Below are 13357 nucleotides of genomic sequence, written 5' to 3'. Positions count from 1 at the left end.
TACCATAAAAATCCGACGGTAAGGAAAGAGGAAAGTATGAACAAATTATCACCATCAATTCTAGCAGCAGATTTTTCAAAATTAGGAGAAGAAGTCAAAGCGATTGACTTAGCAGGGGCAGAATACCTTCATATAGATGTTATGGACGGTATGTTTGTTCCAAGTATTTCATTTGGAATTCCGGTTATGAAATCACTTCGTAGTCAAACAGACATGGTATTTGATGTTCATCTTATGATTGAAGAACCAGTACGTTATATAGAAGAATTTGCAAAAGCTGGAGCTGATATCATAACTGTTCATTATGAAGCGTGTAAGCATCTTCATAGTACGATACAGAAGATCAAAGCATGTGGAAAGAAGGCATGTGTTGCACTAAATCCGGCTACACCAATCGGTGTACTTGAACATGTGTTACCAGAACTAGATATGGTTCTGTTAATGAGTGTTAATCCGGGATTTGGTGGTCAGAAATTCTTACCGTTTACTTTAGAAAAGATTAAAAAACTACGGAAAGAAATAGACGAAAAAAACCTTACAATTGATCTTGAAGTTGATGGTGGCGTGACACTGGACAACGTGGAAGAGATAATCAAGGCGGGTGTTAATATTGTAGTAGCAGGTACTGCTGTATTTGCGGGAGACAAAGCTTCGAATGTAAAAGAGTTTTACAAGAAGATGAAGACTTGTTAGTGTACTAGTTTAGATGGGAGTAGAGCGGATGAATGTTTTGATCATAACAGGAGGTTTCGTAGATATTAATTTTGCGAAATCTTTTCTTAAGGAGAAAACGTATGATTATGTCATTGCAGCGGACAAAGGAGTGGAAGCAGCCCTATTACTTCCATTATCGATTAATTGTATCGTAGGAGACTTTGATTCCGTTGATTCCGATATTCTAAAGCAAATTCGAAAGTCGAATAATTGCAATCTTGAGTGGAAGCAATTCCCGCCGGAAAAAGATTATACAGATACGCATTTGGCATATGAAACAGCACTTGAAAAGGGAGCAACTTCGGTTACAATTCTTGGTGCTACTGGTACAAGATTCGATCATGTACTTGCCAATATTCATTTATTAACACTTTTTATGAAGAATTCCATCGATGCACGAATCATTGATGCACATAATGCGATTTATACCATTGAACAGACAACTTCTTTGGAAAAAAGAAAGATGTATGGAAACTATCTTTCTTTGCTTGCGTATACAGATCAAGTACATGGGATTACCTTACAGGGATTTAAGTATCCATTACATGATGCGACTTTGGTAAAAGAAAGTAGCTTGGGAATTAGTAATGAACTTCTTGACGAAAAGGGTACGATTGTGCTTGAAGAAGGAATCTTAATCGTGATTGAATCCAAAGATTAAAGAGGATGGATTTCCATTCTTGCTACTCATGTTTCTTTGTACGACATGATTTTGCAATTTATTAAATGATAGAATAAACAACGAATACGTTGTTATAAGTGATAGAAAAGGAGACACAAATGAAATTAGGAATTGTTGGATTACCAAATGTAGGTAAAAGTACGTTATTTAACTCATTAACGAAAGCAGGAGCAGAATCTGCAAACTATCCATTCTGCACCATCGATCCCAATGTTGGTATCGTTCCAGTACCAGACGAACGTCTCAATGTACTTGGTAAGATGTATGACACATTAAAGATCGTGCCTGCAGTTGTTGAATTTGTTGATATTGCTGGTTTAGTAAAAGGTGCATCAAAAGGGGAAGGGTTGGGAAACCAATTCTTATCTAATATCCGTGAAGTGGATGCAATTGTTCATGTTGTACGTTGTTTTGAAGACAGCAATGTTATTCATGTAGATGGTAATGTCGATCCTTTACGTGATATAGAAACAATCAATTTAGAGCTAATCTTTGCAGATATTGAAGTATTGGATCGTCGTTTATCAAGAGCATCAAAGGGTGCGAAGAATGATAAATCTCTAGCAAAAGAAGTGGATTTAATCGGTCGTCTGAAAGCATATCTAGAAGAAGGAAAACTTGCAAAAGGATTCCAAACAGATGATGAAGATGAAATTGCACTAATTCAATCCTATAATCTATTAACATATAAACCGGTTATCTATGCTGCAAACGTAAGTGAAGATGATTTAGTGTCTGATGGAGAAGATAACGAAATGGTTGGAAAGGTTCGTGCGTTCGCAAAAGAAGAAAACTCAGAAGTATTTGTAATTTGCGCACAGATCGAGCAGGAAATTGCAGAATTAGATGACGAAGAAAAGAAAGAATTCTTAGAAGACTTGGGATTAAAAGAATCTGGTCTTGAAAAATTAATCCATGCTAGTTATGCAATTTTAGGTCTAATCAGTTACTTAACAGCAGGACAGCAAGAAACAAGAGCATGGACAATTACTAAGGGGACAAAAGCTCCTCAGGCTGCTGGAAAAATCCATACAGACTTCGAAAGAGGATTTATTCGTGCAGAAATTGTTAGTTATGATAATCTTGTTGCTTGCGGTAGCTATAATGCAGCAAAAGAAAAAGGACTTGTTCGTTCAGAAGGAAAAGAATACGTTGTACAAGATGGAGATGTTGTATTATTCCGCTTCAACGTATAATGATCCAATGTTAACCTTCCTATTGGCAAGGTCACTTTCGAAAGGAGTAAGGTTCACGAAATGTTGCTAGATACTAGTATACGATTTCCCAATTTGGGAATTGAGATTGGACAGTTAGGGACAGGTATCTCTCTGTTTGGTATAGAGATCGCATATTATGGAATCATCATAGCATGTGGTATGTTAGCAGGTTTTTATCTGGTAGAATGGCAGGCAAAACGTACAGGACAACAAAAGGAATTGTATTTGGATTTTGCAATCTATGCAATTATTGCATCAATTGTAGGTGCAAGACTCTATTATGTGATATTTAGCTTTGATGAGTTCAAAGATGATCTTCTTAGTATTTTAAATCTACGTACAGGTGGACTTGCAATATACGGTGGAATCATAGCGGGTGTATTAGCAGGAATCATTTTTACGAAAGTGAAAAAAGTTTCTTTTGCTTTATTAGCAGATACGTGTAGCGTTGGTTTGTTGTTGGGACAGATTCTCGGTAGATGGGGTAATTTTTTCAATCGGGAAGCCTTTGGTGGTTATAGTGATGGACTACTTGCAATGCAGATTAATAAAGCAGAAGTGGCGTCTTCGAATATTACCCAGGAATTATTAGATCATGTGGTACGTATCAAAGGTATTGAATACATTCAGGTTCATCCAACATTTCTATATGAATCGCTATGGAATCTGATTCTTTTAATACTTATACTTCTTTATACGAAACATAAGAAATTTGATGGAGAGCTATTTATATTTTACGTAATTGGCTATGGGGTAGGTCGTACCTGGATCGAATCACTCCGAACAGACCAACTTTTGCTTTGGGGAACCAATCTAGCTGTTTCAGAATTGTTATCGATTACGATTGTAATTGTCGCAATTGGAATATGGATTGCTAAACGTACAAAGATAGGAAAGAATAAAGAAAATAAGAATCGTCAGTAGAATAGAATATAAAAGTCGGCATTTTAAGTCAATTAATTGACTTGAAATGCCGACTTTTTTTGAATTTTATCTCTCCATGATCTATACAACACGTTAGCAACAACGGGGATTACACGTATGCGTTGTTTCATCTGAGAAAAACAAAAGAAAAAAGAGTGTTGACAACTGGAAGAGAACAGAGTATATTATATTCATACAATTCATATAAAAACTATATGAAATATATGAATATATGAATATAACAAAAGGTAATAATCTTTAAAAGTAGTAGAAAGCGGGGAAAGCACAAATGGATCTTAATGTGATTCAACAATATATTCCGCTGTATGTAGAGGCAGCAATATTAACCGTACGCTTAGCGTTTTTTGGTATTTTGGGAGCTACAGTTGTAGGACTTATGTGTAGTTTGATTCAATATTATCATTTTCCTATTTTACATAGGTTTGTAAATGGTTATGTAGAATTATCGAGAAATACACCGTTATTAATTCAATTATTCTTTTTGTATTTTGGCTTACCGAAGATTGGAATTGTGATGCAGTCAGAAACATGTGCGATTGTAGGGTTGATTTTCCTAGGTGGTAGTTATATGACAGAAGCATTCCGAAGTGGTTTTGAAGCAATACCAAAGATTCAAGAGGAATCCGGTTTGTGTATAGGATTAAAAAAATGGCAAGTGATTATCTATATCCTATTACCACAAGCATTTCTAGTATCTTTACCTGCATTTTTAGCAAATGTAATCTTCTTAATAAAAGAAACATCCGTATTTAGTGTTGTCGCATTGGCAGATCTAATGTATGTTGCAAAAGATTTAATTGGATTATATTACGAAACAGAGGAAGCACTATTCTTATTGGTGGTATCCTATCTGATTATCCTATTACCAATATCAATTTTATTCACACTGGTAGAAAGGAGGTTGAAGCATGTGGCAATCGGCAATTGATGTACTATTTCAAGGAAGAAATGCAATACGATTACTGGAAGGATTATGGGTAACCATTCGTATTGCGCTTATTTCCATTGCATTATCCATACTGTTGGGTATGCTTTTCGGTTTTCTGATGAAGAGTGAAAGGCGTCTGGTTCGTTTCCTATGCAAAATATATTTGGAGTTTATTCGTATCATGCCACAACTTGTTTTGTTATTTCTTGTATATTTTGGATTGGCAAGAACCTTACAGTTAAATCTATCTGGTGAAAGTGCTTCGATCTTAGTATTTACCCTTTGGGGAACTGCAGAGATGGGCGATCTGTTCCGAGGAGCACTGGAATCTATTCCAAAGCATCAATATGAAAGTGGAATGGCACTTGGTTTTACAAATAGACAATTATATGTGCAGGTAATTCTACCACAGACGATTCGTCGTCTACTTCCACAGGCAATGAACTTGGTAACAAGAATGATCAAAACAACCTCATTAGTCGTTTTGATCGGAGTGGTAGAAGTGGTAAAAGTAGGACAGCAGATTATTGAAGCAACAAGATTAACAACACCAGGTACGGCACTTGTGGTATATTCGGTTATATTTTTTCTGTATTTTATGATCTGTTATCCCATTACAAGAATTGCAAAAAGGTTGGAACAGAGTGTGGAAGGAGGAAGTTAAGTGAAGATAAATCAAAAAGAAATAATCTTAGAAATTGATCATTTGGAAAAACAATATGAGGAACGTAAGATCTTAAATCAAGTTTCCTTGCAAGTGAAGAAAGGGGAAGTAATTGTAATTTTAGGTCCATCTGGCTGTGGAAAAAGTACCCTTCTTCGGTGTGTTAACGGATTAGAAGAGATACAGGGTGGATTGGTTTCCTTTAATGGATGGAATGTCCATGATAATAAAAACAAGATCTATGAAGTACGACAGAAGATCGGTATGGTGTTTCAAAGTTATGAACTATTTCCACATTTGACCATCTTACAAAATGTTATGTTGGGACCAACTAAAGTGCAGCATCGAAATAAGGAAGAAGTAAAAAAAGAAGCAATACAGCTTTTGGAGAGGGTAGGCTTATCGGAGAAAGTCAATGCATATCCAAGACAATTATCCGGAGGGCAGCGACAAAGAGTAGCCATTGTACGTGCTTTGTGTATGAAACCAGAAATCATGTTGTTAGATGAAATTACAGCAGCATTAGACCCAGAGATGGTTCGAGAAGTATTAGATGTTGTACTTGAACTAGCAAAACAGGGAATTACAATGGTAATCGTTACCCATGAAATGGCATTCGCCAAAGCAATTGCTGATCGAATCGTATTTATGGATGAAGGAGTTATACTAGAAGAAACAACTCCAGAACAATTTTTCAGTAATCCATCTACGGATCGTGCAAGAAGATTCTTGTCAGGGTTTTCTTATGAAAAAGTAAAGGAAGAAGAAAAGGTAGCAATATAAGGAAAAGGAGTGTTTATATGAGTAGAATTGGGAAAAGAAAAATCACAGCATTATTAACAATTGTAGCATTAGTAGGAATGGTATTTGCAGGATGCGCAAAAAAAGAAGATAATGGAAATCAACAGGCAAAATCTAGAACATTACAAGAAATTAAAGACAGCAAAAAAGTAGTAATCGGTGTATTTTCTGATAAGAAGCCATTTGGTTATGTAGATGAAAATGGGACTTATCAAGGATATGATGTATATTATGGAAATCGAATCGCACATGATCTTGGTGTAGAAGTGGAATATGTTCCTGTTGAAGCTGCAAGTCGAGTAGAATATCTTCGTTCTGCAAAGGTGGATATTATATTAGCGAATTTCACAGTAACAGAGGAACGTGCAAAACAAGTAGATTTTGCATTGCCTTACATGAAAGTTTCGCTAGGTATTGTATCACCAGAGGAGAACTTGATTACAGATGCAGCACAGCTGAATGGGAAAACACTGATTGTAAGTAAAGGTACGACAGCAGAAACTTACTTTTCAGAAAACTATCCAGATATTAAACTTCTAAAGTTTGACCAATATAGTGATGCTTACAATGCATTGTTAGATGGAAGAGGAGATGCAATGTCAACCGATAATACAGAAGTTTTAGCGTGGGCATTGGAAAACGAAGGGTATAGCGTCGGTGTTGATGCCCTTGGAAATCAAGATACAATTGCTGCAGCGGTGCAAAAAGGAAATACAGAATTATTAAATTGGCTTAATGAGGAGATTAAAACATTAGGAGAAGAACAATTTTTCCACAAAAACTATGAAGAGACATTAAAACCAGTTTATGGAGATGCGGCTAATGCAGATAATCTTGTGGTAGAAAGTGGAGAAGTAAACGAATAGAAGGAAATTACGCGAGCAACAAGCCAAAGTCCAAGTTTACTTGAGACCTTGGCGACTGCCGCGATAACTTGATAAACTCGCAAAGCGTGTTTATCATAGTTGTGTAAGAAAATACAGATTCTAATACGATTCGAATATGGTAATAGCGAACCTGGACATCGTTTGATTAGTGGTGCGAACGTGAAGAAAATTACCAAATATTACTTAGTGTAACCAGGTTATGTGTGCAATAACCATTAATTATTAAGAAATGATTTTCATTATGAAAAATCTTCATATATTGTGTTGAATTAAAAGAAGAGTACCTATATAATAATGTGTGGGTTAATAGTTTATTTTGACCCTTTATTAACAAAGGGTGATCTCTGATTACCGAACAACATATTAGTAGGGAGGTTCTTAAAGTATGAAGAAATTATCAAAGAAGTTGCTTGCATTACTGTTGAGCGTCATGATGGTAGTAACTTTATTACCTGGTACTGCATTTGCAGAAGAAACAAAGACAGAGAATAAAGATACGGTTGTTAAGATTTTTCACACCAATGATGTCCATTCTAGGTATAACGAAGCAACAAACAGTGATGGAACGTTGTCACGTTTTGGGTATGCAAAGTTTAAAACTTTAGTGAATAACAATCGTGAAAATGCAGATCGTGTCTTCGTTTTTGATGCAGGGGATACGTTCCATGGACAATCCTTTGCAACTTTAGAGCAAGGAAAAAGCATTGCAAAAGTATTAAAAGCAGTAGGGTACAATGCAATGGTAGCTGGAAATCATGATTTTAATTATGGTTCTGCTACAACAACAAAATTAGCAAAAGATGCAGGCGTTAAATTATTAGGTGCCAATGTATTGAATAAGAAAACTGGAAAAATTGCATCTGGCTACAAAGAGTACATAACATACAAAGTAAATGATGTAAAAATTGGTGTATTTGGATTATCTACACCAGAAACAGCATACAAGACAAATCCAAAGAACGTTTCAGCAATCAAATTTGCTGATCCTGTTAAAACAGCAAAATCTGTTGTTGAGAAATTACGTAATAAAGAAGACGTTGATGTTGTAATATGTCTTGCGCATCTTGGAATTGATGAAGCAAGTGGTGCTAATGAAAGCTACAATGTAGCAGCAAAAGTTGATGGAATTAATTTGATCATTGATGGACATAGCCATAGCCAATTAGGTGATTACCATAAAGTAAATAATACGTTAATCACAAGTACTGGAGAGTATCTTGAAACTGCTGGTATGGTAACAATTACGATTGATCAATATAAGAATGTTGATGTACAAGCATCATCTTTCAAAGCAAGCGATTACAATGCAAGTATGATCACGAACAACGAATATGTGCAATCTGTTATTGACAGTATTACCGCTGCACAGGAACCAATTCTAAATCAAGTAGTAGCTTCAACACCAATTGAATTAGAAGGTAGAAGAGAATATGTTCGTACACAGGAAACAAATCTATCTCGTTTGATCACATCAGCAATGTTGAATGAAACTGGAGCAGATGTAGCAATCACCAATGGTGGTGGAATTCGTGCCTCCATTGATAAGGGTGATATTACTAAGGGAGAAGCAATTACTGTATTACCATTTGGTAACTATATCGTAACAGTGAAAGTTACTGGAAAAGAATTAAAAGAAGCAATTGAACACGGATTACCTGAAATGGTAGATGGTAAGATTCAATCATTAGCTTGTATTGCACAAGTTGCAGGTATTGAAGTTACTTACAATCCAGAAGCACCAAAAGGTAGCAGAATTGTTACAATTACGAAAAATGGAAAAGCAATCAAAGATACAGATAGCTTTGTTGTTGCAACCAATGATTTCATGGCAACAGGTGGAGATGACTATACAATGTTAGCACAACCTGTAGTAAATGAATTCTCTGCGTTAGATGAAGCTTTGATTAATTATATCTCAAAGATTGGATCTGATGGAATTAAGAAGATCGATGAAGAAAGCCCTAGAGTTTCTATTGCAAAATAGGACTAAAGTACTTGTTTTATAAAAAATCAATATCTTGTATTAAAATAAATATATGTCAAGATAAGTACAATATCTTGTACTAATTAAAAGACGACAAATTATGATACCATAATTTGTCGTCTTTTTGTTTGTAGAAATGCTTGATTAAATCCCAATAATGAGATAAAATTACATCATAAGTGGTGCAAAGTGGTGTGAAGTGGTACAAAGTGGTGAAAAAGTGGTTCCATTCTTCACTTCGTGGTATCAATATCAACAAAAAGAAGGCGAATTCCAATGATCAGACGTTCTCTTTGCTGATGAAACACGAAAGCAGGTGTGTTATATGTTTATGGGTGAACATAATCATACAATTGATGCCAAGGGCAGAATTATAATTCCCGCCAAATTCAGAGAGGAACTCGGTGACGAGTTTGTTATGACTCTCGGACTTGATGGGTGTTTATTTGTATACCCTAATGAAGAGTGGATGAACTTCGTGAATGAACTAAAAGGACTTCCTGGAACAAAAGAAGCAAGACAATTGCAGCGTTACTTTATGGCTGGTGCAGCTAGCTGTGAAGTGGACAAGCAGGGAAGAATCCTTGTACCACAGAAATTACGTGAGCATGCAGGTCTGGATAAAGATTTAGTACTCGTTGGTGTGCTGAATAAGATCGAGATTTGGAGTAAGGAACGTTGGGAAAGCAACAACACTTACGAAAATATGGATGAAATAGCCGAACACATGTCGGAATTTGGATTAAGTTTTTAAAAATACGTAATCATAAGCTTTGCAATGTGCAGAAATAATAAGAAGAGATAAAGATATGCAATCATCAGCGAAATGGAGGTCGTAGGATGGAATTTAAACATAAATCAGTGTTGTTAGAAGAGACAATTGATGGCTTGCATATTAAGCCAGGTGGAATCTATGTGGATGGAACACTTGGTGGTGGTGGACATGCCTATGAAGTGTGCAAAAGGCTCGATAAGGGAGGACGATTCATAGGGATCGATCAAGATGCAGCAGCAATTGAAGCAGCATCCGAACGACTAAAAGAGTTTGGTGATACAGTGACAATTGTAAGAAGTAATTACTGTAACATGCGTCAGGTATTACAAGAACTTGGAATCGAAAAAGTTGATGGGATCGTGTTAGATCTAGGGGTATCGTCATACCAGTTAGATACAGCAGAGAGAGGATTCACATATCGGGAGAATGCTCCACTAGATATGAGAATGGATCAGAGGAATGAACAGACAGCAAAAGATATCGTGAATAGCTATAGCGAATATGATCTTTATCGAATCATTCGAGATTATGGAGAAGATAAATTTGCGAAAAACATAGCAAAGCATATCGTGAAAGCAAGAGAGAGTAAGCCACTTGAAACAACGGATGAATTAACGGAAGTAATCAAAGCGGCAATACCGATGAAAGTTCGTATGAATACAGGGCATCCAGCTAAGAAGACATTTCAAGCGATTCGTATTGAATTGAATAAAGAATTAGAAGTGCTCAATGATACCTTGAATGATATGATTGATCTATTAAATCCAGAAGGACGAATTTGTATTATAACGTTCCATTCATTAGAAGATCGTATTGTAAAAAGTATATATCGGAATAATGAAAATCCATGTACCTGTCCACCAAGTTTTCCGGTTTGTGTATGTGGGAAAAAATCAAAGGGTAAAGTTATAACAAGAAAACCAATCATTCCATCAGAAGAAGAATTGGAAGAAAATTCAAGGTCAAAAAGTTCGAAATTGAGAGTGTTTGAGAGAATTTAGTGAATAAAAAAATCTGGGAAGGAGAATGGACAAATGGCACGACAACAAATAAAAAGAACAAAAAACGTGCAAGACAGGTACTATCAAAGAGACCATTACGTTGATGGAACTACTGCAAGAAAATTGCAAGCTGTCCCAGATTACAATGATCAAAGTGATTATGACGATTATGATGACTATGATTACGAAGAAGAAAGAAGAAGAAAACAGCAGACTTATCAAGAGAGAAAGAGAAGAGAAAGAGCTGCAAAACGTAGAAGAGAGAAGACGAAGACGATGGATGGGGTGTCCTTACTTTTGCTTGTAGGAGCCGTAACATTGACGTTCTTTGTGTGCATCCAATATATACGAGTACAAGCTGATATGACCGCTCTCAGTAAGAGTATTGCAGCAAAGGAAAGTGAAGTAATCAAGTTAAAGAAGGATAACAATGCTGCAATGGAGGAAATCTCTAGAACCTACGATTTGAGCTATGTTTACAAAATTGCTACGAAAGAATTAGGCATGGTATTCCCAGAAAAAGATCAAGTAATCAAGTATGATAGTCAAAAGAGTGATTATGTAAAACAGTTCGAAGAAATCCCAAGTGATGAAGATGTTAAGTAGGTGACGTTATGATTAGAGGAAAACGAAATAAAGCGAAGAAAATCAAAAAGTTTACGCACCAGATGCAGGCAAAGACATTGCTTGTGTTTGGTGTCGTTTTGCTATTATTATTAGCACTGGTTGTTCGATTAACATATTTACGAAATGAAGATGGAGAGAGATATTCAAAAAAGGTGTTGTCACAGCAAACATATAGCAGCAGTGTTATACCTTATCGTCGGGGTGATATCATTGACCGAAATGGATCCGTATTGGCAACTTCAATAAAAGTATATAATTTGATCCTTGATCCGAAAACTATATTAGAAACAAAAACAGTAGACGGTGCGAAAACGACCCCATACCGAGAACCAACATTGCAAGCATTAACTACATATTTTGATGTTAATTATGATGAGGTTAATCAAATCTTAACCGATAAACCGACGAATCAGTATACGGTTTTATTAAAACAATTAGAATATAGTGAAATTAAAGATTTTGAAGAAGCAATGGCTGCCAAGGGTAGTAAGATTCAAGGGGTATGGTTTGAAGAAGAATATAAGAGAATATATCCGAATAACACAGCAGCAAGTGATATCATTGGATTTACTTCTGCTGGAAATGTGGGGAATTGGGGAATTGAACAGACTTATAATTCGTATTTGAATGGAACTAATGGTAGAGAATACGGGTATTTTGATAATGAGTTAAATCTGGAGCGTACAGTAAAACCAGCAGTAGATGGGGACACCGTTGTTTCAACCATTGATCTGAATATTCAAACAATCGTTGAAAAACATATTGATAAATTCATGAAGGATATAGGGGCGAAGAATGCAGCTGTTATTATTATGGATCCCAATAATGGGGAGATTCTTGCCATGGCTTCTGATAAACAATATGATTTGAATGATCCATTTGATCTGACAAAATATTATACCAAAAAAGAAATCAAAGCCATGACAGAAGAAGAACGACTGAATGCGCTTTATGATATATGGAAGAATTTTGCAATCGCACAAAATTATGAACCAGGATCCACTTTTAAGCCATTTGTCATGGCGGCTGCACTAGAAGAAGATATAGTGGAAGATGGAGACCATTATTATTGTGATGGAAAACAAACAATTGTAGAAGGAATAAAGCCGATTCGATGCGTAAACAGAAGTGGGCATGGCGATCTTACTATTGAAGAAGCAATCATGAAATCGTGTAATGACGTTATGATGCAAGTGGCAGCTAAAATGGGTAGAAAAACACTTTGGAAATATCAAACAAATTACGGATTCGGTAGAAAGACAGGAATTGACTTACCGGGAGAAGAAAAAGGACAGACATTTGCAGAAGAGCAATTGAACGCATTTGAGCTTGCTACAACTTCATTTGGTCAAGGTTTAACCGTAACAATGGTACAGATGGCGTCTGCTATGTGTGCTACTGTAAATGGTGGTTATTATTATACACCGCATGTTGTGAATAAGATCCAGAATGCAGAGGGTGCTACGGTTGAAACGAAAGATGCAGTATTATCGAAGCAAGTGATCAGTACGAAGACAAGTGATTTGCTACGTCGCTATCTGTATAATACAGTGGAAGAAGGAACAGCAAAAGTTGCTGGTGTAGAAGGGTATTCCATTGGTGGAAAGACAGGAACAGCAGAGAAACATACGGGTGAAGAAGGGGTTTACTTGGTATCCTTTCTGGGATATGCACCATATGATAATCCTCAAGTGGTAATCTATACAATCGTTGATGAAGTAAATGATGAAAACCAAGCACAAAGCAGTTATGCATTAAAATTATCTCATGATATTATGGATGAAATCTTTCCTTTCCTTGGAATCTTAAAAGATAGTACAGATGATGCTAAAACAGCTTCTGATGACAAGAGTAAGAAAGACGATGCTTCAACACAAACAGCAGATGATACGACAGATACAGAAGAAGATGCGGCTCAAACGGAAGAAGAATCGACGAAGAAAGAAGACACCTCTTCCGAGTCTTCCAATGAAGATTCAGATGAGGAAAATGATACTGAAAATTACAATTTCTTAGATGACAGTGCAGATGAGCAAATCAAGAAAGAAATTGAATCAAATCAGAACCAAGATACGGACGAGGAAGGTGTAGAATAACTAGATAGGTCGACGGTGCCCTAAAACGCTGTCGAC

13 protein-coding genes are annotated in these 13357 nt (G+C 36.2%); all 13 read left to right on the top strand.

What is annotated here, in order from left to right; translation table 11 throughout:
* Positions 1 to 36: 36 nt before the first annotated feature.
* The 13 genes from rpe to HBB17_RS07635 all read left to right on the top strand — a co-directional run bounded on the left by rpe (position 37) and on the right by HBB17_RS07635 (position 13321).
* Positions 37 to 693 carry a ribulose-phosphate 3-epimerase gene (rpe, locus tag HBB17_RS07695; RefSeq protein ID WP_167956912.1) on the top strand — a complete coding sequence of 219 codons (657 nt, stop codon included), beginning with the start codon at positions 37 to 39 and terminating at the stop codon, positions 691 to 693.
* A 13-nt stretch (positions 694 to 706) separates the two neighbouring features.
* Entirely contained in the window at positions 707 to 1375 is a 669-nt protein-coding gene (locus HBB17_RS07690; RefSeq protein WP_167956911.1) for a thiamine diphosphokinase, read from the top strand.
* A gap of 119 nt (positions 1376 to 1494) precedes the next feature.
* Positions 1495 to 2592: a redox-regulated ATPase YchF gene (gene ychF, locus HBB17_RS07685; RefSeq protein WP_167956910.1), complete on the top strand. Its 1098-nt coding sequence runs from the start codon at positions 1495 to 1497 to the stop codon at positions 2590 to 2592.
* 60 nt (positions 2593 to 2652) lie between these two features.
* The gene (gene lgt / locus HBB17_RS07680; RefSeq protein ID WP_167956909.1) at positions 2653 to 3537 is read left to right on the top strand and encodes a prolipoprotein diacylglyceryl transferase; all 885 of its coding nucleotides are present in this window, start codon (positions 2653 to 2655) and stop codon (positions 3535 to 3537) included.
* Positions 3538 to 3826: 289 nt separating this feature from the next.
* On the top strand, positions 3827 to 4486 hold the full coding sequence (locus HBB17_RS07675; RefSeq protein WP_167956908.1) for an amino acid ABC transporter permease: 660 nt from the start codon (positions 3827 to 3829) through the stop codon (positions 4484 to 4486).
* Positions 4467 to 5150 (top strand): amino acid ABC transporter permease, encoded by a 684-nt coding sequence (locus tag HBB17_RS07670; RefSeq protein WP_167956907.1) that lies wholly within the window; start codon positions 4467 to 4469, stop codon positions 5148 to 5150. The genes HBB17_RS07675 and HBB17_RS07670 overlap by 20 nt, the downstream gene beginning before the upstream one ends.
* Positions 5151 to 5933: an amino acid ABC transporter ATP-binding protein gene (locus tag HBB17_RS07665; RefSeq protein ID WP_274380773.1), complete on the top strand. Its 783-nt coding sequence runs from the start codon at positions 5151 to 5153 to the stop codon at positions 5931 to 5933.
* A 17-nt stretch (positions 5934 to 5950) separates the two neighbouring features.
* The gene (locus tag HBB17_RS07660) at positions 5951 to 6817 is read left to right on the top strand and encodes a cysteine ABC transporter substrate-binding protein (protein ID WP_167956906.1); all 867 of its coding nucleotides are present in this window, start codon (positions 5951 to 5953) and stop codon (positions 6815 to 6817) included.
* 406 nt (positions 6818 to 7223) lie between these two features.
* Positions 7224 to 8822, top strand: a complete 1599-nt coding sequence (locus tag HBB17_RS07655; RefSeq protein WP_167956905.1) for a bifunctional metallophosphatase/5'-nucleotidase — start codon at positions 7224 to 7226, stop codon at positions 8820 to 8822.
* 325 nt (positions 8823 to 9147) lie between these two features.
* Positions 9148 to 9576: a division/cell wall cluster transcriptional repressor MraZ gene (gene mraZ, locus HBB17_RS07650; protein WP_167956904.1), complete on the top strand. Its 429-nt coding sequence runs from the start codon at positions 9148 to 9150 to the stop codon at positions 9574 to 9576.
* 86 nt (positions 9577 to 9662) lie between these two features.
* On the top strand, positions 9663 to 10598 hold the full coding sequence (gene rsmH, locus HBB17_RS07645; protein ID WP_167956903.1) for a 16S rRNA (cytosine(1402)-N(4))-methyltransferase RsmH: 936 nt from the start codon (positions 9663 to 9665) through the stop codon (positions 10596 to 10598).
* A 33-nt stretch (positions 10599 to 10631) separates the two neighbouring features.
* Positions 10632 to 11204: a septum formation initiator family protein gene (locus HBB17_RS07640; RefSeq protein ID WP_167956902.1), complete on the top strand. Its 573-nt coding sequence runs from the start codon at positions 10632 to 10634 to the stop codon at positions 11202 to 11204.
* 8 nt (positions 11205 to 11212) lie between these two features.
* Positions 11213 to 13321 (top strand): peptidoglycan D,D-transpeptidase FtsI family protein, encoded by a 2109-nt coding sequence (locus HBB17_RS07635; RefSeq protein ID WP_167956901.1) that lies wholly within the window; start codon positions 11213 to 11215, stop codon positions 13319 to 13321.
* The last annotated feature ends 36 nt before the right edge of the window (positions 13322 to 13357 follow it).

Source organism: Anaerosporobacter faecicola (genome assembly GCF_012070565.1).
In the GTDB taxonomy this organism is placed as follows: Bacteria; Bacillota; Clostridia; order Lachnospirales; family Lachnospiraceae; genus Anaerosporobacter; species Anaerosporobacter faecicola.
This window is presented reverse-complemented; position numbering and strand designations above follow the sequence as displayed.